This is a genomic window from Lentzea sp. CA-135723, assembly GCF_050936595.1.
In the GTDB taxonomy this organism is placed as follows: domain Bacteria; phylum Actinomycetota; class Actinomycetes; order Mycobacteriales; family Pseudonocardiaceae; genus Lentzea.
The window spans coordinates 3,075,480-3,095,625 of sequence record NZ_JBNJMK010000001.1 but is presented as its reverse complement, the minus strand read 5'-3'; the positions used below and the strand labels follow the sequence as shown (position 1 = coordinate 3,095,625).

Here is a 20,146-nt window from a genome sequence, read left to right as displayed (position 1 = left end):
ATCGCCGAGCCCGAAACCGGCACGTTTGCCGAGGCCAAGGCTCTGGAGAAGGAGCACAGCACGATTCAGAACAGCAAGGCGGCACGCACCGTGGCCTGTCACGCCACGGACGCGCTCGACTGCGCCGACCTGCTGGAGATGCTGGGCCTCAGTGCTACGGAGGGCAAGGTCCGGGTGTAACCCCGAGCCTGGATCCACCACTCGGCGACCAGCAGGTTCACCACGAACGACAGCCAGTTCGCGGTGGCGAAGACCAGCAGCCCGTCCCCGTCGGGCACGAGAACACCGAGTGAAAGCCCCCACAGACGACCTGTGATGGCGGCGCCAGTGAGAGCGAAACCGCGGATCATCCAGATGCGGTGCTCGCCGAACTGGCGCCGCCTCGCCGTTTTCAGGCCCTGCACGGCGCTCGCGAACCACAGGACGGACAACACCGTCAGTGGTGCCGAAGACGCCAAACCGGCCAGCGACAGCTGCGCGCACACAACGCCCAGAAGCGACGACGGCAGCACAGCCCCGAAGTAGACGCGGCCCATCACCCGGTGCACCTTCGGGTGACGTGCCCGCAGGCGCGGCCAGAACTGCGAGACACCCGCCAGGACGGCGACCGTTCCGGTGAAGATGTGCGCGACGAGAAGGCCGTAGTGCACCGGTCCGTGCAACGGCGGCCGCGCCTGCTCCACGTCCAAAGTCACATAAGCGCTCGCCGCGAAGATCGTTATCGCGACGCAGACGAATCCCGACACCGCCAACCAGGCGGCGTACCCCCACGAAGTTTTCATACTCGTAAGGCTGTCAACGGTTTCACTCGAACGCGCTGGTGTGCGCCCCCGAGCAGGCGGTGAGGTGCGCCCTACTGGGATGATGTGACTCATGCGGACGGTCGAGATCTCCGAAGAGCCGATCAGGCTAGGACAGTTCCTCAAGCTGGCGCAGCTGGCCGAGGACGGCGGACACGCCAAAGAGCTCGTCGAGGACGGGGAAGTCCACGTCAACGGCGCTGTGGAGGTCCGGCGCGGTGCCCAGCTGAGGCACGGCGACGTGGTGGTCGTCAACGGTGACGAAGTTCGCGTTTCCGTTCGGCCGTAGCTCATTGCTCCGTTCAGCGGTAAGTGCATGCACAATGGCAGTCGATCAGACTAGGGCCTGAAGGCCTGTTCTGAACGAATCACCCCGCGGCACACGTACTCATTGTGTCCCTTTTGGACATGTGGAAACGCGTTACGTCGCTTTGGTTTCCAGGTGGTGAGACGCGCGTCACGTCCGGTATTAGGACTTCGGGGAAACTTTTTTCCAGGGTCTGTAACGCCGATCCCGGTACGCGCGAATCACCGGTTGCGAGCTTCGGCTGCCGATCTAGTTCTGCGGCGTCCACGAAGATCGCGGAGTCCGAAGAATCAAGGTCCTCGGGGTGACCTGTGCACGTGCACGTCCGGAATCGCCGCTGAGCCGGGGAGATCAGAACGATGAGTGAGCAGGTCCGCGCCACCCGTGACGTCGACGGGCTGCGCTCCACGCTCAACACGCTGTCGGAACGCAGACAGACCCACCCACCCGTAGCGCGTTGGGAAAGTCGTTACCGCTATGCCGTGATCACCGCCGATGTGCTGACCGTTGCCCTGGTCGTCATCGCCGTCGGTGCCGTCATGAGCATGCGGCACACCGCTTTCGGTCCGCTTTCCCTCGCATTGCTAGACATACTCACAGTAGTTCTCGTCGTCGGCTCGCTCGCGATCAACCGCGTGTGGCAGCCGGCTGTCCTCGGTCAGGGGGCCGAGGAGTTCCGAAGACTCGGCCGGGGTCTGTTCGGCGCCGTCGTGGCGCTCGGCCTCGGAGCGCTCGCCGTCGACATCCCCGGCGCCCGCCTGTGGATCTTCGTCGTAGTCCCCGCGATCGCCCTGGTCGCGTTCCCCATGCGCTACCTCCTGCGCCGCCCGCTGCACCGCGGCCGCAGTGAAGGACGTTTCCTGCTCTCGGTCCTCGCCGCGGGAAACCTGGACACCGTAGAGGACCTCATCCACCGCACCAAGCGCGTCGCCCACCTCGGCTGGCGCGTGGACGCGATCTGCACGATCGATGGCCGCGGCCGCTCCGGCACCGACGTCGACGGCGTGCCCGTCGTCGGCCAGCTGCGCGAGCTCGCCGAGCACGTCCGCCGCGGTGGGTACCGCATCGTCGCCGTCACGCCCGACGCCTACTGGACACCTCGCCGTCTCCAGCAGCTCGCGTGGGCACTCGAAGGCTCCGGTGCCGAGATGGTCGTGTCACCCGGACTCATGGAGGTCGCCGGCCCACGACTGCACATGAGCGCCGTGCTCGGCATGCCACTGCTCCGCGTGAGCGAACCGGCACTGAGTGGATTCCGCCGCCTGGTCAAGGAAGTCGTGGACCGTGTGGGAGCGTTCCTCCTCCTCGTCCTGCTGGCGCCGCTCATGTTCGCCGTCGCCGCGTTCGTGATGATCGACAGCCGGGGGCCCGTGTTCTACCGCCAGAAGCGGGTCGGCAAGACCGGTGTGCCGTTCACGATCATCAAGTTCCGCACGATGGTGACCAATGCCGACGCGTTGCGCGCCAGGCTCGCCAATGTCGACGAGGGCAACGGCGTGCTGTTCAAGATGAAGAAGGACCCGCGCATCACCAAGGTCGGCACGTTCCTGCGCCGGTACTCGATCGACGAGCTGCCCCAGCTGTTCAACGTCCTCGCGGGCAGCATGTCGCTCGTCGGCCCGCGCCCGCCGCTGCCGGAGGAGACCGCCAAGTACTCCTCGGACGTGCGGCGCCGGCTGCTGGTGAAGCCCGGCCTGACGGGGCTGTGGCAGGTGAGCGGACGCAGCGATCTCTCGTGGGAGGAGTCGGTGCGGCTCGACCTGCGCTACGTCGAGGACTGGTCGCTCGCACTCGACCTCGTGATCATGTGGAAGACCTTCCGCGCCGTCTTCGGCGGGCAGGGGGCTTACTGATGGGGAACCAAGACGTGATTGGCCTTGCAGTCATCGGTGCCGGGTACTGGGGGCCGAACCTCGTTCGCAACGCCCAGGCCACCCCGGCGCTGCACCTCCGCTACCTGTGCGACCTCGACGTGGACAAGGCCCAGCGCGTGCTGGGCCAGTACTCGACGGTCCGCGCCACGGCGTCGCTCGACGAGGTTCTCGCCGACCCCGACGTGCACGCCGTCGCCATCGCCACCCCGGCCGCCACGCACCTGCCCGTCGCACTGGCGGCGCTGGAGGCCGGCAAGCACGTCCTCGTGGAGAAGCCGCTCGCGGCCAACTTCGAGGACGGCCTGAAGCTCGTCGAGACCGCGGAGCAGCGCGGCCTCACCCTGATGCTGGACCACACCTTCGCGTACACGTCGTCGGTGCAGCACCTGCGCAAGATCATCCGCAACGGTGACCTCGGTGACATCCAGTACATCGACTCCGTGCGCATCAACCTCGGTCTGGTGCAGCCCGACGTCGACGTGCTGTGGGACCTCGCCCCGCACGACCTGTCGATCTTCGAGGCGATCCTGCCCGACGACGTCCACCCGGTGGAGGTCTCGGCGCACGGCTCGGACCCGATCGGCGCGGGCGTCGCGTGCGTCGGTCACCTGACGGTGCGGCTGTCCAACGGCGCCATCACGCACGTGCACGTGAACTGGCTGTCGCCGACGAAGATTCGCACGATGGTCATCGGCGGTTCGCAGCGCACGGTCGTGTGGGACGACAACAATCCCGCACAGCGACTGTCCATTTACGACCGGGGCGTCGACCTCTCCCCGGAACAGCAGAAGATCTCCTACCGCACCGGTGACATGGTCGCGCCGGCGCTGGTGGAACGCGAGGCGCTGCGCTCGATGATGGCGGAGTTCGCCGCGTCCATCACCGAGAAGCGGGCTCCTCTCACCGACGGCCGCGCGGGCCTGCGCGTGCTCGCCGTGCTGGAGGCGGCGTCGGAGTCGCTGCGCTCCGGCGGGCTCTTCGTTCCCGTTCAACAAGTCGAAGGCAGGGTTTCTTCATGACGGCACAGCCGATCACCGGTCAGCGCGCGCTCGTGACGGGCGGCGCTGGAACCATCGGGTCGTCGGTCGTGGACCAGCTCGTCGAGGCCGGCGCGGCCGAGGTCGTCGTGCTCGACAACTTCGTGCGCGGCCGTCGCGAGAACCTGGCGTCCGCCCTGGAGTCCGGTGTCGTCCGCATCGTCGAGGGCGACATCAACGACAAGGCGCTGGTGCGCGAGCTGACCGAGGGCATGGACCTCGTCTTCCACCTCGCCGCCATCCGCATCACCCAGTGCGCCGAGGAACCGCGCCTGGCGCTGGAGTGCCTGGTCGACGGCACGTTCACGATCCTGGAGGCCGCCGCGGCCGCCGGGGTGAAGAAGGTCATCGCGTCGTCGTCGGCCTCGGTCTACGGCCTCGCGGAGTCGTTCCCCACGAACGAACGGCACCACCCGTACAACAACGACACCTTCTACGGCGCCGCGAAGGCGTTCAACGAAGGCATGCTGCGCAGCTTCAAGGCCATGTACGACCTCGACTACGTGGCGCTGCGCTACTTCAACGTGTACGGCCCGCGGATGGACGTCCACGGCCTGTACACCGAGGTGCTCATCCGCTGGATGGAACGCATCGTCGACGGCAAGTCCCCGCTGATCTTCGGCGACGGCGCCCAGACGATGGACTTCGTGCACGTCCACGACATCGCACGGGCCAACATCCTCGCGGCCAAGGCACCGGTCACGGACACGGTCTACAACATCGCGTCCTCGCAGGAGACCTCGCTCAAGGAACTCGCCCTCGCGTTGCTCGCGGCGATGGACTCCGACCTGCCCCTGGAGCACGGCCCCGAGCGCAAGGTGAACGGCGTGACGCGCCGGCTCGCCGACATCAGCCTCGCGGCCACCGAGCTCGGGTGGAAGCCCGAGATCGAGATGGACGGCGGACTGCGCGACCTCGTCGCGTGGTGGCGGGCCGAGAAGGCCGCCGCCGAGCAGAACGCCTGACAGCTCAACCGGAAGACGCTCGACCGGAAGACCGCGAACGAACCAGCAACGCGTTCGCCCGCAGGACAGCACGACCAGCACCACCCGCGAGCGCGGCGGCCCCGCCAGGTCGCCGCCGCACTCGCGTCCAGCACCACCCGCGAACCGCACGATCGTTCGCACCCCAAGACCGCGGACGCGGCCGACACCCCCAGGTCCGCCGCGTCCGCACCCACTCCGCGACCGCCGCTCTGCTCCACCCGCCGTCGAGCAGAGCGGCGGCCGCGGACACCAACTCCGCTGACGAAGAGGTAGAGCTTTGATCCCGGTGATGCGGCCGTTGCTCGGCGAAGAAGAGGCGCTCGCCGCCGCCGAGGCCGTCCGGTCCGGCTGGGTGGCGCAGGGCCCCCGAGTCCGCGAGTTCGAAGAGGCGTTCGCCGCGTCCGTCGGCGCGCACCACGGCGTGGCGGTCTCCTCCTGCACGACAGGTCTGCACCTCGCCGTGCACCTGCTCGGCATCGGCGCCGGCGACGAGGTCGTCGTGCCGTCGCTGAGCTTCATCGCCACCGCCAACGCGGTGCGCTACACCGGCGCGACCCCCGTCTTCGCCGACGTCGAGGTCGGGACCGGCAACCTCAGCGCGTCCACAGTGGAACCCGTGCTGACGGACCGCACCCGCGCGGTCATGGTCGTGCACCAGGCCGGCGTGCCCGCCGACGTCGACGCGATCAAGGCGCTGTGCGAACCGCGCGGCATCGCCGTCATCGAGGACGCGGCCTGCGCCGCGGGCTCGACGTACAAGGGCAAGCCCGTCGGCACCAACGCGACGATTGCCGCCTGGTCGTTCCACCCCCGCAAGCTCCTCACCACCGGTGAGGGCGGCATGGTCACCGTCGACGACGCCGAGTGGGCCACGCGGCTCAAGCGCCTGCGGGAGCACGGCATGAGCGTCTCGGCCGCGGACCGGCACCACGGGGGCAGCGCCGTCATCGAGCAGTACCTCGAGACGGCGTTCAACTACCGCATGACGGACATCCAGGCCGCTGTCGGACTCGTCCAGCTGTCCAAACTGGACGCGATCATCGCGCGCCGCAGGGAGCTGGCCGCGCGGTACCAAGAGCTGCTCGAGGACGTGGAAACCGTTCGTGACCCCGAGTACGGGACGACGAACTACCAGTCGTTCTGGGTCTGGCTGCCGGAAGGCGTGAACCGGCAGGAAGTCCTCGCGGGTCTCGCCGAACGCGGCGTGAGTGCACGGCGCGGAATCATGGCGTCACACCTCGAACCCGCCTACGAGGGTCACCCCGCCGCGGATCTGCCCGTCACGGAGGCGTTCACGAACCGGACGCTGATCCTGCCGCTGTTCCACGACATGACCGAGTCCGAACAGGACACCGTCGTGTCAGCGTTGTCGGAAACTCTCCACGCACAGCGACTGACCGTGCGTGGTTGAAAAATAAAGATTGAGCCAGGACCGGAACATTTTTGTGTTGCCCAGTAACAGCTTCTATCGCATCGCCGACGTTCGGAGTAGCAGCCCTGTGCTGTCCAGCGTAGTGCGTGGATCACACACGGTAACTCCGTCCGAGAGGTGAAACCCAATGGTGGCTCAGCAGTCGCGTCTCGTGCGGGTGCTTGTGATCACGGCATTAATCGCATCCACGATGTTCGTGCTCGGTGTCTTCAACCCCGGCAAGGCCAACGCCGCCCCGTGTGACTTCCCCGTCACCAACAAGGTCGCGTGTGAGAACACGCAGACCGGCGCGGACGACTGGCAGGCGCAGTACCGGGACGACACGATCCTCGGGTACACGACGGACATCAGCTACAACGTGGGCCAGACCGTCAGCTTCAAGATGCTGACGTCGGCCTCGTCGTACAAGCTCGACATCTACCGGATGGGTTGGTACAACGGCAAGGGCGCCCGCTACATGGGCACGGTCCAGCGCAACACCCCGCAGAACCAGCCACCATGTCTGCGGGAAGAAGCGTCAGCGCTGATCGACTGCGGCAACTGGGCCGTCTCCCTCACCTGGAACATCCCGTCCACCGCGGTGTCCGGCATCTACTACGTGCGCATGACGCGCACCGACACCGGCGCCGAGAACGAGATGGCGTTCGTCGTCCGCGACGACAGCTCGCAGTCGAAGATCTTCTTCCAGACCTCCGACGCCACCTGGGTCGCGTACAACCGCTACGGCGGCAACAGCCTCTACTTCGGTGACGGCCCCGGCCAGGGCGGCTCCTCGTACAAGGTCAGCTACAACCGCCCCTACACCGGCGGCGACGGCGACGAGAACTTCATCTTCAACGCCGAGTACCCGATGCTCCGGTTCATGGAGCGCAACGGGTACGACGTGAGCTACACCACCGACGCCGACTCGGCGCGCCGCGGCCAGCTCATCAAGAACCACAAGGTGTTCATGGCGGTCGGCCACGACGAGTACTGGTCGAACGAGCAGTGGAACAACGTGATGGCCGCCCGTGACGCGGGCGTGCACATGGCGTTCCTGACGGGCAACGAGATCTTCTGGAAGACCAAGTGGGACAAGAGCATGGACTCGTCCCAGACGGACTGGCGGACCATCGTCTGCTACAAGGAGACCAAGGGCGCCCAGAACGACGGCACGAACACGTGGACCGGCACCTGGCGCGACCCGAGGTACAGCCCACCTCAAGACGGTGGCAGACCCGAGAACGCCCTGCTCGGCAACATGTTCACGGTCAACGGCCGGCGCGACGACTCGCTCCAGGTCCCTGCCGCGTACGGCAAGATGCGGCTCTGGCGCAACACCGACCTGGCCAACCTCGCCGCCGGCACCACGTACACGTTCCAGCCCGGCACGCTCGGCTACGAGTGGAACACCGTCTACGACAACGGCTTCCAGCCCGCCGGCGTCGCGCAGATGTCGCGCACCACGGTGAACCTCGACGGCTACTACGCGCTGAAGAACTACGGCGACGAGTACGGCTCCAGCACCGAGACGCACGCCATCACCTACTACCGGGCGCCTTCGGGTGCGCTGGTGTTCGGCGCGGGCACGGTCCAGTGGGCGTGGGGCGTGGACGACGAGCACGCGTTCCTCACCAACACGCCGACGTCGGACAAGCGGATCAAGCAGGCCACCGTCAACCTCCTGGCGGACATGGGCGTGCAGCCCTACCAGCTGTGGGGACCCGACCAGCTGACGATCTCCGGCGCGATCAACGACAACACCGCACCGGGCGTGCAGATCACGACGCTGCCGGCGCAGGCGACGGTCGGCCAGGCCTACACCTTCAGCGGCACCGTGATCGACGCCGCCGGCAAGGTCGCGGGCGTCGAGGTCTCGACCGACGGCGGCACCCGCTGGCACTACGCCACCTGGCAGGCCGGGCAGACGTCGTGGAGCTACACGTACACGCCGAACCAGTCCGGCACGGCGCAGATCAGGGTCCGCGCGGTCGACGACTCGCTGAACCTGTCCGCGCCGGTCAGCGCGACCCCGAACGTCACCGCCAAGACCTGCCCGTGCGGCATGTTCGCGGGTACCGAGGTCCCGAAGGTCACCTCCGCCGACGACAGCTCGCAGCTCGAGCTCGGCGTGAAGTGGCGGGCCGCGAGCAACGGCTACGTCCGCGGCGTCAAGTTCTACAAGGGCACCGGCAACACCGGCACGCACACGGGCTCGCTGTGGAACTCGAACGGTGACCTGCTGGCCACCGGCACGTTCACCAACGAGAGCGCGACGGGATGGCAGACCCTGCTGTTCCCGCAGCCGGTCGCGGTGAACGCCAACACCACCTACATCGTCAGCTACTACACGCCGACCGGGCACTTCGCGTACGACACCGGCGGTTTCTACCAGCAGCAGGCGTACATGCAGCCGATCACCGGCCTGCAGTCCGGTGTGGACGGACCGAACGGCGTCTTCCGCTTCGGCGCCGGCTTCCCGAACCAGACGTTCGACCACACCAACTACTGGGTCGACGTGGTGTGGGCGACGGACCCCGGTCCCGACACCCGCGCGCCGATCCAGAGCGCGATGTCCCCGGTCAGCAACGCCGGTTCCGTCGCGCTCAACACCGCGGTGTCCGGCACGTTCGACGAGAACGTGACGCTCAACTCGGCCCAGGTCACCGTGACGGGCCCGAGCGGTGCGGTCACCGGCACCAAGACGATCTCCAACGACGCCCGCACGATCACGTTCACGCCGTCGGCACCTCTGGCGGCGGCCACGTCCTACACCGTCTCGATGAGGGCGGCGGACGCGGCAGGAAACCTGTCCCCGCAGACGAACTGGACGTTCACGACAGGCTCGCCGCGCCCGGCGACCTGCCCGTGCACCGTCTGGGACGACTTCGCGGCACCGGCCGTGATCGACTCGGGTGACACCAGCGCGGTCGAGGTCGGCACGAAGGTCCGCTTCGACGGCAAGGGCGAGGTCCTCGGCGTCCGCTTCTACAAGGGCACCGGCAACACCGGCACGCACACCGGCTCGCTGTGGACCTCCACGGGTCTGCTGCTCGCGACCGGCACGTTCACCGGCGAGACCACGTCCGGCTGGCAGAAGCTGATGTTCAGCTCGCCGGTCCAGGTGCAGGCCAACACGACGTACGTGGTGTCCTACACCGCCCCGAACGGCCGGTACTCGGTCACCTCCGGCTACTTCAACGGCCAGGAGGCGAGCTACCAGTCGCTGCACGCGTTGCAGAACGGCGCGGACGGCGGCAACGGCGTCTACAAGTACGGCACGGGTTTCCCGAACAGCTCGTACAACGCCACGAACTACTGGGTCGACGTCCTCTACCGCAACGGCCTCAACGGTGACACCACGCCGCCGACGATCACGAACCGCACGCCGGCCGTGAACGCGACGAACGTGGGCCTGCAGAGCGCTCTCACGGCGACGTTCAGCGAGCCGGTCGACCCCGCGTCGGCGCAGATCTGGCTGAAGGACCCCAAGGGCGCCAAGCTGTCCGGCTCGATCTCGCTCTCGGGCGACCAGAAGACGGTCACCTGGACGCCGTCCGGCAAGCTCGTGCCCGGCACGCAGTACCAGGCGCACGTGGGCATCGCGGACGTCAACGGCATCGCGATGCCGAACGCCGCGGAGTGGAACTTCACGACCACGACGACACCGACCTGCCCGTGCTCGCTCTTCAGCACGGCGACGGTGCCGGACGAGACGTCCGCGGACGACTCGGGTGCCTACGAGCTCGGCGTCCGGTTCAGCCCGACCCAGTCGGGCCAGATCACGGGTGTCCGGTTCTACAAGGGCTCCGGCAACACCGGCACGCACACCGGTTCGCTGTGGAACGCCAACGGCACGCGTCTCGCCACCGGCACGTTCACCGGCGAGTCCGCGACCGGCTGGCAGACCCTGACGTTCGCCCAGCCGGTGATCGTCAGCGCCGGCCAGACCTACACCGCCTCGTACACGACGACCACCGGGCACTACGCGGTGAACGCCGGGTACTTCGGCACGGGCCCGGTCAACTCCGGTCCGCTGTCGGCACCGCAGGAGACCAACGGCGTGTTCGTGCCCGGCAACGGGTTCCCGACCATGACGTACGGCTCCGGCAACTACTGGGTCGACGTGGTCTACCAGCCCAACGCCGACAACACGGCCCCGGTGGCGCAGTCGCACACGCCGCTGACCGGCGCGTCGGGCGTGGCGCTCAACACCACGGTCACCGTGTCGTTCGACGAGCCGGTGGACCTCAACTCGGCGCAGTTCGACGTCACCGACCCCGGTGGCGCGAAGATCGCCGGCACGAGGGCGCTGTCGCCGGACAGCAGGATGATCACGTTCACCCCGGCGGCACGGCTCGCGGCGTCCACTGTGTACTCGGTGAGCGCGAAGGCCGCGGACACGTTCGGCAACATGATGGCCAACCCGGTCACGTGGTCGTTCACCACGACGAACACGCAGACCTGCCCGTGCACGCTCTTCAGCGGGGCGACCGTTCCGACGGTAACTTCGGCTGATGACAGCGGAGCGTACGAGCTGGGCGTCAAGTTCACGTCCGCCACCAACGGCCAGATCACCGGTGTGAAGTTCTACAAGGGGGCCGGCAACACGGGCACCCACACCGGCTCGCTCTGGTCCGCGGACGGCCAGCGCCTCGCCACCGGCACGTTCTCCGGTGAGACGGAGTCCGGCTGGCAGACGCTGACCTTCAGCTCGCCGGTGACGATCACGGCGAACACCGAGTACACGGCCTCGTACACGACCACCACGGGGCACTACGCGGTCAACGCGGGCTACTTCGGCACGGTGACCTCACCGCCGCTGACCGCCTCGCCGTCGGCCGGTGTGTTCACCTCCGGGTCCGGGTTCCCGACCTCGACCTACAACGGTGGCAACTACTGGGTGGATGTGGTTTTCCAGTGATGAAACGGTGACCGCAAGGCCACTGCTGCTCGTCGGAGCAGGCGGACTCGCCCGCGAAACTCTCGCGGCGGTCCGCCTCCTCCCGGAGACGTGGAACCCGATCGGGGCCCTCGACGACTCCACCGCCCTGCACGGCACCCTGATCGACGGGGTGCCCGTGCTGGGCGGGCTCGACGCCTTGAGCGAGTACCCGGACGCGGCTGTCGTGCTCTGCATCGCCAGCGCACGACGGTCGCTCGTCCGGCTGAACGTGGCTCGGCGACTGGACCTGCCGGACGAGCGATGGGCGACCGTCGTGCACCCGGCGGCCGTCACCTCCGGCGCCTCTGTGGGCGCCGGATCGATTTTGCTGGCGGGTGTCGTGATCACGACCCCGCTTTCTGTTGGACGGCACGTGGTGGCGATGCCCCAGGTGCTGATCACCCACGACGACGAGGTGTCGGACGGCGTCACGTTCGCCGGCCGCGCCTCGCTCGCGGGAACCGTGCACGTCGGGGAGGCCGCGTACCTGGGACAGGGAGCCATGGTGCGCGAGGGGTTGAAGATCGGCGCCGGTGCCGTGATCGGCATGGGAGCCGTTGTCCTGCAGGACGTTCCGGCAGGAGAGACGTGGGCCGGCGTGCCGGCCCGCCCGTTGCGTGGGGAGAGCGCGTGATCGAGATTCCGCTGGTGGACCTGCGTGCCCAGCACGAGCAGGTGGCCGACGAGGTGGCCGACGGCTGGGCAGAGGTGCTCAAGACGACGGCCTTCATCGGCGGCCCCCAGGTCGCCAGGTTCGAGTCGGAATTCGCTGCCTACCAGGAAGTTCCGCACGTCATCGGTGTCGGCAACGGCACCGACGCCATCGAACTGGCGCTGCGTGCGCTGGGCGTCGGCCACGGCGACGAGGTCGTGCTGCCCGCCAACACCTTCATCGCCACGGCCGAGGCCGTCGCCCGCTGCGGCGCGACGCCCGTGCTCGTGGACTGCGTGGACGACACGCTGCTGATCGACACGTCGCAGGTGTCCTCTGTGGTCACTTCGCGCACCAAAGCTGTTGTGCCGGTGCACCTGTACGGCCAGGCCGCCCCGGTCGAGCTGCTGCCTCCTGGTGTGCCGGTCGTCGAGGACGCCGCCCAGGCCCAGGGTGCCCGCCGCAACGGTGTCGCCGTGGGTGGGCTGGGCGTCGCGGCCGCGACCTCGTTCTACCCCGGCAAGAACCTCGGCGCGTACGGCGACGGCGGTGCCGTTCTGACCACTTCGGACGCTGTGGCCGAGTCGGTCCGCCTGCTGCGCGAGCACGGGTCGCCGCGCAAGTACGAGCACCCGGTGCTCGGCTTCAACAGCCGCCTCGACACGCTCCAAGCCGTGGTGCTGTCCGCAAAGCTGCGCCGCCTGGAGGCCTGGAACCAGGCCCGCCGCGCGGCCGCCTCCCGCTACACCGAGATGCTCGCCGACGTCGCCGGCGTCCGCGTTCCTGTGGTGTTGGACGGCAATCTGCCCGTCTGGCACCTCTACGTCGTGCGCGTGGCCGACCGCGACCGAGTGCTGTCCTCGTTGCACAAGGCCGGAATCGGCGCCGGCATCCACTACCCGACGCCGCTGCACAAGACCGGCGCGTTCGCCCACCTCTCCGGTACCTTCCCGGTGGCCGAGTCTTCGGCCGCGGAACTGCTGTCGCTGCCGCTGTTCCCGGAGATCACCGAGGCGCAGCAGGCCCGCGTGGTCCAGGCCCTGAAGGAGGCGCTCTGATGTCCGGTGTCCGCGTGCACCCGCACGGCCTGTGCGAGTCCGACGACGTAGGCGACGGCACCCGCGTGTGGGCGTTCGCGCACGTGCTGCCAGGCGCGCGCATCGGCCGTGACTGCAACATCTGCGACGGCGCGTTCGTCGAGTCGCGTGCCGTCCTGGGCAACAACGTGACGGTCAAGAACGGCACGTTGGTCTTCGACGGCGTGACGTGCGAGGACGACGTGTTCCTCGGCCCGAACGTGCTCTTCACCAACGACCTGCGCCCCCGCGCGCACGTCAAGAAGACCGGCGACGCCCTGGAGACCACCCTGGTCCGCCGCGGCGCCACCCTGGGCGCCGGCACGGTCGTGGTGTGCGGCACGGAGATCGGCGAGCACGCGTTCGCGGCGGCCGGCGCGGTCGTGACCAAGTCGGTGCCCGCGCACGCTTTCGTGGCGGGCAACCCGGCGGTGGTGAAGGGCTGGGTCTGCGCCTGCGGGGCGAGGCTCTCAGATGATCTCTCGTGCCCCGAGTGCGGCACCCGGCACGAGCAGACCCCGGACGGCCTGAAAGCCGTCTGAGCAGTCGTCGAGGCCCCCGGAATCCGGGGGCCTCGCTCGTGTCATTCGGGTTCCCAGGCCACGAACTGGTCGAACACCCGGACATCGCCTTCGAGCCGCAACGGTTCGAGCCCGCCACGCCCGTACAGCGACATCAGGAAGTCGTGCGCCGCCCCGCGCGCCGTGGCGTCGGCACCGCCCTGAGCCTCACCGATCCGCGCACCCGCCTCGGACACCGTGATCCGCCACGAACGGCCCTCGTCGACGTAGTACTCGGCGACGGCGGGCTCCCACGGGAACGGGGTGGACGTCGAGAAGCACGTCATCAGGAACTCGTCCACGCCATCGACCGCGATCTCCGCCGGCACGGGCCGCGGCGCGCCCGCCGAGAGCTGGGCGTCGTAGGTGTGGACCGCGATCTCGTGAACCTGGCGGCGAGCCGCAGCGGCCACGGTCAGCGGCGTCTGCGAGTCGCCCCACCAGCCCCAGCACTCGCGGTCAGGACCCGCCTTCTCCAGCGCGGCGACGAGCAGCCGGGCCGACTCCGCCATCCACTCCAGCAGGCCCTCGCGCGAGGGTTCCTCCGGCTGGAAGTCGGTGGGGCCGTCGACGACGATGCCCGCCCACTTGCGGCGGCCGTTGCCGAGGTGCGCGACGAGGTCGAACAACGTCCAGCCGGGGCACGTCGGCACCGAGGCGTCGAGGTCGGGCGCGGCGGCGATCGTGTCGCAGAACGCGGCGGTCCGCTCCTCGATCAGGCGGAGGAGCTCGGGGAACGCGGGTGGGGTGTGCACGTTCGCTGTCTACCACTGACGTTAAACGGTCTGCCAGCGGTTTTGGCGTCCGTTTTCACCCGTACGAGCCGTTCATTGGAGCTGCTTCAACAGTTAGCGTCCGGGAGATGACTGCGATCATTTCCACCGCGTACAGCCGCGACCTGGGCGACGAACTCCGCAGCCTGCGCGAAGCCGCCACCAGTCTGGGTGGCCGCGCGATGGCGGTGAAACTGGGGTGGGACCCGAGCAAGGTCTCCAACATCGAGACCGGCAAGGTCCGGCCGACCGAGATCGACCTCGCCCAGTACCTGGCGGTGTGCGACAAGGGCCTCGACTACCTCCAGGACTTCGCCAACCGCTATCGCCACGCCTTCGATCTGTACTTCGTGCAGACCCCAGACAACCTGCGCACGCTCGCCATGGTCGAATCGATGGCCAAGAAGATGTTCGTGTACGAAATCCTGTCGATCCCGGGCCTCCTGCAAACGGAGGCCTTCATGCGGGCGATGTTCTTGGACTCAGGTCTGACACCGCAAGACGTCGGGACTGGCGTCGAGCGCCGAATGGGGCGGCAGAGCATCTGGCAGCGGCCGTATCGCCCACACACCGTGTTCTACGTGCACGAACTGGCACTCCAATGGCGAATTGGCGATGCCAAGATCATGGAAGATCAATACCTGCGTCTCATCTACAACGCGGGCATCGTGCGAGTCGTGCCGGCTCACATCAGGGGTGAGGCGTTCCAGTCGAAGTGCTCGGTGTTCGAGTTCGACAAAGCGGCTCCGCTTGCCTACATGGAGACGGGCTTGGCCAAGGTGTTCGCCCAGGACGCCGCTGCCCTGACGTGGAGCCGGACGCTCTTCGAGCGACTGGATGAGGTCGCGCTGAGTGAGGAACAATCGAAGGCCAAGCTGGTGGAGTACATCAGCGGCCTTCGAGAGGACCTTCATGACTGGCGAACGGACCTGGCGTAAAAGTTCATACAGCACCGACAACATCGACAGTGACTGCGTGGAGGTGTCGTTGGCCCAGGACGCCCTCATCCGGGACTCGAAGAACGCGGACGGTGACGTCCTCGCGTTCTCCTGCCCCGCCTGGCGCAGCCTGGTCAGCTGGCTGAGCTGACCTGAGCAAACCTTCTCCGCCGGCAAGTCGCGCCAGATCCCCTGGATCGGGGACGGGGGTGTACGTGGCGACGTTCGAAGAGATCGCCGATGCTCTGAATCGCGTCGTGACCAAGGCCGACGAGTCGAACGCGGCCCTGCTGCAAGCGGGGCTTTTTGCCGAAGAGGCAGCGAGGCTGCTGGCCGAGGTCATGCGGGGATCCGGCCGCGCCGAGGAAGAGTTCACTGCGGCGGTTCAGGCGTGGTCTGAGGTCGTGGACGGGTCGCGCGACTGTCCGAGATCATCGCTGTTGGGTGTCAACGGGTTGAGTCGTACCGCGCGACCTTTGGCGGTACCGTCCCCGCCCCACCACCGGTGCTTCCCGGTCACTCGGCGCGTGCGGCACCGAGCCTGCCGACACCCACGCCCCCTGAACCGGCCTGGGCCGATCGGCAGCGAGAGCATCTGCCGACCTACGTCACCAGCGGGTTCTACCGGGATCAGGACGGCAACTCCGATGTGGTTCAAAGCGGTCAGGACTCTCGGGGTGAGTATCAGGCGATCGCTGAACACCTGCGGACCGAGGGCTTCCCGCGAACCGGGCCTGGAAGGGTCACCACCGGCGAGCACGTGGAGGGCAAGGTGGCGTGGCGACTCCGCAACAGTGGGGACACGCACGTCGACCTGGTCATCAACTCTCCGATGTGCGCTGGTCCTTACTCCTGCAAGAACCTCGTACCCTCATCCTGAAACCGGGACAGTCCATGACGGTGCACGATCCGAGAAAGACCCGTACTTTCCACGGCAGGAGCACAAGTTGAAGCACGCTCTCGACTTCTGGTACTTCACGGAAACGAGCGATGCGGACGATCCCGTCACCGTGGAGTCGAGTGCCGATCTCGATCGTGTCCTCGGCGAGGTGCTCGCGCACGAGCAGTTTCACCCGACGGTGGTCTGTGTGAAGGACCGTCCCACTTGCGATGGTCCCCTGAACTTGCCAGACCACCAGCTCAAGTTCGCCTTCGACGTGGATCGCCGTGTCGCGGCGATCCACGTGATGGGGCTGCCCGGCTTCCTACCGGTTGGCGATCGGGTCGACGAGGGAGACGACACTGCTGAGGAACCGCCCGAGGGCGTGATGCGGGCCTGGGTCACGAAGGGCTCGTGCACACCGGGCGTGGCTGTTCGTCGGCCAGACGATCACGAGGCCGATCTCTTCGTGGACTTCGACACCCGTACGCGGTTCCCGGCCGATGCTGCCATCTCGTGGGAAAAGCTGTGCGAGGCGCTGAAGGAACTGGCCGAAACAGGGCAGCGTCCCACATGTGTCGACTGGCAGGAGTCGGACGTCTTCTGAACGGAGGCGGTCAGCTGGCTGCGCTGACCTCGGCCGCCTTGCGTTCGTCGGCCTCCCGTTTCGCTATTCGCAGCAACGCCCCCGACACACCTATCAGCATGAACGTCATGCCCGTAGCGACACTGAACGCGAGCTCGTCGAACGTCGCCGCCCCCAGCGCGGACGTCAGCAGCGACGCCACCAGGCACATGGCGATGCCGCGGATGTCCTCGTCGCGGGAGAGGGCGCGTGCCCTCAAAGCAGCGAAGATGCCGCCCAGGAACAGCAGTACGAAGGCGATCAGGCCCAGGTAGCCGTTCTCGATCATCGTCAGCAGGTACTGGTTGTCGAGGATCGTGTACTTCGACGGCAGGAACGTGCCGAAGCCTCTGCCCAGCCACGGGTGTTTGGCGATCTCCAGCCACGCGCCGTCGTAGTCCTTGGTGCGGCCCTGGAACGACGGGTCGTCCTCGATGTTCGAGAACATCGACGTGACCGTGCCGAACAGGCCCGGCACGACGACCGAGGCGCCGCCGAGGAACACCGCGCCGACGCCCAGCAGCGGCAGGCCTCGTTCGCGGGGGAGCAGGATCGCCATCACGATGCCCGTGATCACCAGGCCGAGGATGGCGGTGCGGGACAGCGACAGGATCGACATCAGGGCCAGCAGCGACAACGCGAGCCACCAGCGGCCTACCGGTTCGCCCTTGTCCTTCGCGCGGAAGACCATGTGCGCGGCGAACGGCACGCCGAGGACGCAGACCAGGCCGAACTCGATCGGGTGGTTCACCGTGCCGGCCGGTCTGAAGAAGATGGAGCGCGACTCCAGCGCCGAGTAGCCGTTGTCCTGCACGCGCAGGCCCGGCAGCGTGATGTACGAGGCGAGGTCGAGGCCCAGGCCGAACTGGAACAGGCCCACGAACGCGCTGACCGTCAGGCACGCCACCATGACCCGCAGGGCGCGGCTCAGGCGCTCGCCGTTGCGGACGCCGTCGCAGATGAACACCGCCAGCGCCGACATCGACACGATTCTGATCAGCGCCGAGTCCGACACCGACAGCTCGTCGATCGGCAGGTAGCGCCGCGTCGCGAGCGCGTACGTCATCAGGTGGAGGATCACGTAGATCGCGAGGATCGTGCGGACGGCGTTGCGGCCCTTGGCCATGCCGAGGTGGTCGACCAGGTGCGCGGCGAACCACACGACCATGAGGCACATCGCCATGAACAACGCCGGGGGCAGCGTGATCGGGACGAACGCGATCGTGAACCTGGCCGGGACGACCAGCAGCGCCACCATGTAGAAGATGAGGAGGGTGGCGCCGTCGGCTCGCTGGGCGGTCAGTCGTCTTTCGTCGGCCATGCCGGGTCAGGTTTGGGAGCGGCGATGATGACGGTCTTCTGGTGCGCGTTCGGCACGCCCTGCGGAACGGGACGTTGCGGGGGGCCGCCGTTGCCGTTGCTCTGGGGCTGGGGACGGACCGGGGCGACGGGGGCCGGCGTGGTGTCCTTCTCGGACGGTGCCGGGCCGGTGTCGTCCTTGCTGTCCTTCCCGTCCTTGTCCTTGCCTTCCTTGCGGCGCTTCGACTTCAGCATGATCGAGTCGGCGGCGAACGTCGAGGCGAGCGTCAGCAGGAGCAGCACGACCGTGGCCGCGCCGACGTAGCGGACCTTGCCGCCGATCTTGGCCGAGGCCGTCGTCGGCTTCACCAGGACCTGCGCGGTGATGAACGTCTGCTCGGGTGCGCTCAGCGCCTTCTGCTGCGCCGCGAGCTCTGCGACGGTCTTGTCGAGCACCTTGCCGACGAGCGCCTCCGCCGACTCGGCCGAGTCGGACTCGGTCGTGATGAACAGCAGCGGGCCGCCGACCGGGCCGGTGTTGGCGGTGTAGACGGACGTGGAGCCCTTGCCCGCCAGCTCTTCCGCGGTCTTCGGGTCGCCCAGGATCTGGGTGAGGATCTGCGCGGTGGTCGTGAGGCTGCCGTCGAACTGCAGCAGCGGGTTGACCTTGACGACGTCCTCTGGCTTGGTGTTGGCCGTGTAGCGGCCGCCCGCCGCGGGGGAGGTGAGGACCAGCACGCCGCTCGACTCGTACCGCGTGGGCACGGTGATGTAGACGTACAGCGCGAGGATCCCCGTGAGCAGCACTGCGGGCAGGGCGATGTACCACCGCCGCCGCAGCACTCGTACGGTTCCCCAGAAGTCCATCAAAATCCCCGATCCGCGGCTCGGTCTTGCGAACGCAATGTCCGTAGGGTATCGCCTGCTTTGAAAATCGGGGTGAGCTGCCAACTGTTACAGGCCGTAGCTGACGAGCGATGAAGGAAGGGAATCCAGGAGGCAGCATGCGTGCAGGACGTCTGACCGTGACCGTCGCGGCCATTCTCGTGGTCATCGGTGGCACAACGGCTTACGTCGTGACAGCGGCCACCGACGCGAAGCAGCCGGCGGGCGCCGAACAGGTGTCGCAGGCCAGGACCGGCGATCTTCTCTTCGTCGATCTCGCGGGTGGCCAGAACCGGGTCGAGAAGCTCGCCGACAGCGGCTCCCGCACCCCGACGGAGCTGGTCTGCCAGCGGTTTTACGCCGCCGGTGGCACGAGCGTGTGCCTCAAGCTCTCCGGTCCGGGACCGACCTACTCGGCCGAGGTGAGCCGCGACGGCAAGGTCGTGAAGACCGTCGGGCTGCCGGGCATCCCGAGCCGGGCGAAGGTCTCGCAGTCCGGGAACGTGGTGTCGTGGACCAGTTTCGTCACGGGCGACTCGTACTCGGTCCCCGGAGGCTTTTCCACCCGAACGGGATTTTACGACCTGCGCACCGGCGAGACGGCCGAGTCGCTGGAGCACTTCGCCGCCACTGTGGAGGGTGCTCCGCTCACGGCCAGTGACGCCAACTACTGGGGTCTGACCGTCGGTGCGGACGACAGGACCTTCTACGCCACCCTGGCGAGTGGTGGGTTCACCTGGTTGGTGAAGGGCGATCTCACGACGAAGTCCGTGACGTCGTTGCGCCGTGACGCGGAATGCCCGTCGCTGTCGCCGGACGGCACGAAGGTCGCCTACAAGAAGCGCATCGGCCGTCTCGGGCCGTGGGACCTCGCGGTGCTCGACCTCGCCACCAACGAGGAGAAGCGCCTGCCCGGCACCGCGGGCATCGACGACCAGACCACGTGGCTGAACGAGAACGAGGTCGCGTTCGCCGCCGTGCCGAAGGACGCCAAGCTGCCCGCGGTTCACGTCGCGCCCGCGGACGGGTCGCAGCCCGCGCGGGTGCTGATCCCCGAGGCGACGTCGCCTTCGCCCGTCATGTGAGGAACGTCCGCGC

General features: G+C 67.7%; 18 protein-coding genes. 14 read left to right on the top strand and 4 right to left on the bottom strand.

Features of this window, described 5'->3' with window-relative positions; all coding sequences use genetic code 11:
• Positions 1 to 98 precede the first annotated feature (98 nt).
• The gene (locus tag ACQEU1_RS13230; RefSeq protein ID WP_433200058.1) at positions 99 to 782 is read right to left on the bottom strand and encodes a DUF2306 domain-containing protein; all 684 of its coding nucleotides are present in this window, start codon (positions 780 to 782) and stop codon (positions 99 to 101) included.
• 91 nt (positions 783 to 873) lie between these two features.
• Between ACQEU1_RS13230 and ACQEU1_RS13225 the strand changes: the two genes are divergently transcribed.
• The 9 genes from ACQEU1_RS13225 to ACQEU1_RS13185 all read left to right on the top strand — a co-directional run bounded on the left by ACQEU1_RS13225 (position 874) and on the right by ACQEU1_RS13185 (position 13,630).
• On the top strand, positions 874 to 1,089 hold the full coding sequence (locus tag ACQEU1_RS13225; RefSeq protein ID WP_433200055.1) for an RNA-binding S4 domain-containing protein: 216 nt from the start codon (positions 874 to 876) through the stop codon (positions 1,087 to 1,089).
• A gap of 377 nt (positions 1,090 to 1,466) precedes the next feature.
• Positions 1,467 to 2,960, top strand: a complete 1,494-nt coding sequence (locus ACQEU1_RS13220; protein ID WP_433200052.1) for a sugar transferase — start codon at positions 1,467 to 1,469, stop codon at positions 2,958 to 2,960.
• A 14-nt stretch (positions 2,961 to 2,974) separates the two neighbouring features.
• Positions 2,975 to 4,000 (top strand): Gfo/Idh/MocA family protein, encoded by a 1,026-nt coding sequence (locus ACQEU1_RS13215; RefSeq protein WP_433200049.1) that lies wholly within the window; start codon positions 2,975 to 2,977, stop codon positions 3,998 to 4,000.
• Complete coding sequence (locus tag ACQEU1_RS13210) at positions 3,997 to 4,983, top strand: NAD-dependent epimerase/dehydratase family protein (protein WP_433200046.1); 987 nt, start codon at positions 3,997 to 3,999, stop codon at positions 4,981 to 4,983. Before ACQEU1_RS13215 ends, ACQEU1_RS13210 begins: the two co-directional genes overlap by 4 nt.
• Positions 4,984 to 5,290: 307 nt before the next feature.
• Positions 5,291 to 6,415 carry a DegT/DnrJ/EryC1/StrS family aminotransferase gene (locus ACQEU1_RS13205; protein ID WP_433211476.1) on the top strand — a complete coding sequence of 375 codons (1,125 nt, stop codon included), beginning with the start codon at positions 5,291 to 5,293 and terminating at the stop codon, positions 6,413 to 6,415.
• A 184-nt stretch (positions 6,416 to 6,599) separates the two neighbouring features.
• Positions 6,600 to 11,339: a DUF4082 domain-containing protein gene (locus ACQEU1_RS13200; protein ID WP_433200043.1), complete on the top strand. Its 4,740-nt coding sequence runs from the start codon at positions 6,600 to 6,602 to the stop codon at positions 11,337 to 11,339.
• A gap of 7 nt (positions 11,340 to 11,346) precedes the next feature.
• Positions 11,347 to 11,994, top strand: coding sequence for an acetyltransferase (locus tag ACQEU1_RS13195; protein WP_433200040.1), 648 nt, complete (start codon positions 11,347 to 11,349; stop codon positions 11,992 to 11,994).
• Positions 11,991 to 13,070 carry a DegT/DnrJ/EryC1/StrS family aminotransferase gene (locus ACQEU1_RS13190; RefSeq protein WP_433200037.1) on the top strand — a complete coding sequence of 360 codons (1,080 nt, stop codon included), beginning with the start codon at positions 11,991 to 11,993 and terminating at the stop codon, positions 13,068 to 13,070. The genes ACQEU1_RS13195 and ACQEU1_RS13190 overlap by 4 nt, the downstream gene beginning before the upstream one ends.
• Complete coding sequence (locus ACQEU1_RS13185; RefSeq protein ID WP_433200034.1) at positions 13,070 to 13,630, top strand: acyltransferase; 561 nt, start codon at positions 13,070 to 13,072, stop codon at positions 13,628 to 13,630. The genes ACQEU1_RS13190 and ACQEU1_RS13185 overlap by 1 nt, the downstream gene beginning before the upstream one ends.
• A gap of 41 nt (positions 13,631 to 13,671) precedes the next feature.
• Here the strand turns inward: ACQEU1_RS13185 and ACQEU1_RS13180 are convergent, their stop codons facing one another.
• The gene (locus tag ACQEU1_RS13180) at positions 13,672 to 14,403 is read right to left on the bottom strand and encodes a maleylpyruvate isomerase family mycothiol-dependent enzyme (RefSeq protein WP_433200031.1); all 732 of its coding nucleotides are present in this window, start codon (positions 14,401 to 14,403) and stop codon (positions 13,672 to 13,674) included.
• Between the two features lie 107 nt (positions 14,404 to 14,510).
• On the opposite strand from ACQEU1_RS13180, the gene ACQEU1_RS13175 reads away from it, so the two are divergent.
• From ACQEU1_RS13175 to ACQEU1_RS13160, 4 genes are all read left to right on the top strand, one after another.
• Entirely contained in the window at positions 14,511 to 15,359 is an 849-nt protein-coding gene (locus tag ACQEU1_RS13175) for a helix-turn-helix domain-containing protein (protein WP_433200028.1), read from the top strand.
• A gap of 37 nt (positions 15,360 to 15,396) precedes the next feature.
• Positions 15,397 to 15,510, top strand: coding sequence for a DUF397 domain-containing protein (locus ACQEU1_RS13170; protein WP_433200025.1), 114 nt, complete (start codon positions 15,397 to 15,399; stop codon positions 15,508 to 15,510).
• Positions 15,511 to 15,864: 354 nt separating this feature from the next.
• Entirely contained in the window at positions 15,865 to 16,239 is a 375-nt protein-coding gene (locus tag ACQEU1_RS13165; protein WP_433200022.1) for a DddA-like double-stranded DNA deaminase toxin, read from the top strand.
• Positions 16,240 to 16,306: 67 nt separating this feature from the next.
• Entirely contained in the window at positions 16,307 to 16,846 is a 540-nt protein-coding gene (locus tag ACQEU1_RS13160) for an Imm1 family immunity protein (protein WP_433200019.1), read from the top strand.
• A gap of 10 nt (positions 16,847 to 16,856) precedes the next feature.
• On the opposite strand, the gene ACQEU1_RS13155 is transcribed toward ACQEU1_RS13160, so the two are convergent.
• On the bottom strand, positions 16,857 to 18,185 hold the full coding sequence (locus tag ACQEU1_RS13155; RefSeq protein WP_433200016.1) for an O-antigen ligase family protein: 1,329 nt from the start codon (positions 18,183 to 18,185) through the stop codon (positions 16,857 to 16,859).
• On the bottom strand, positions 18,164 to 19,030 hold the full coding sequence (locus ACQEU1_RS13150; protein ID WP_433200013.1) for a hypothetical protein: 867 nt from the start codon (positions 19,028 to 19,030) through the stop codon (positions 18,164 to 18,166). The genes ACQEU1_RS13155 and ACQEU1_RS13150 overlap by 22 nt, the downstream gene beginning before the upstream one ends.
• Positions 19,031 to 19,167: 137 nt before the next feature.
• On the opposite strand from ACQEU1_RS13150, the gene ACQEU1_RS13145 reads away from it, so the two are divergent.
• Positions 19,168 to 20,133 carry a hypothetical protein gene (locus ACQEU1_RS13145; protein WP_433200010.1) on the top strand — a complete coding sequence of 322 codons (966 nt, stop codon included), beginning with the start codon at positions 19,168 to 19,170 and terminating at the stop codon, positions 20,131 to 20,133.
• The last annotated feature ends 13 nt before the right edge of the window (positions 20,134 to 20,146 follow it).

Coding starts and splice junctions, on each gene's coding strand:
- ACQEU1_RS13185 (WP_433200034.1), top strand. CDS start 13,070: ATGTCCGGTGTCCGCGTGCACCCGCACGGCCTGTGCGAGTCCGACGAC.
- ACQEU1_RS13145 (WP_433200010.1), top strand. CDS start 19,168: ATGCGTGCAGGACGTCTGACCGTGACCGTCGCGGCCATTCTCGTGGTC.
- ACQEU1_RS13175 (WP_433200028.1), top strand. CDS start 14,511: ATGACTGCGATCATTTCCACCGCGTACAGCCGCGACCTGGGCGACGAA.
- ACQEU1_RS13210 (WP_433200046.1), top strand. CDS start 3,997: ATGACGGCACAGCCGATCACCGGTCAGCGCGCGCTCGTGACGGGCGGC.
- ACQEU1_RS13150 (WP_433200013.1), bottom strand. CDS start 19,030: ATGGACTTCTGGGGAACCGTACGAGTGCTGCGGCGGCGGTGGTACATC.
- ACQEU1_RS13220 (WP_433200052.1), top strand. CDS start 1,467: ATGAGTGAGCAGGTCCGCGCCACCCGTGACGTCGACGGGCTGCGCTCC.
- ACQEU1_RS13230 (WP_433200058.1), bottom strand. CDS start 782: ATGAAAACTTCGTGGGGGTACGCCGCCTGGTTGGCGGTGTCGGGATTC.
- ACQEU1_RS13225 (WP_433200055.1), top strand. CDS start 874: ATGCGGACGGTCGAGATCTCCGAAGAGCCGATCAGGCTAGGACAGTTC.
- ACQEU1_RS13155 (WP_433200016.1), bottom strand. CDS start 18,185: ATGGCCGACGAAAGACGACTGACCGCCCAGCGAGCCGACGGCGCCACC.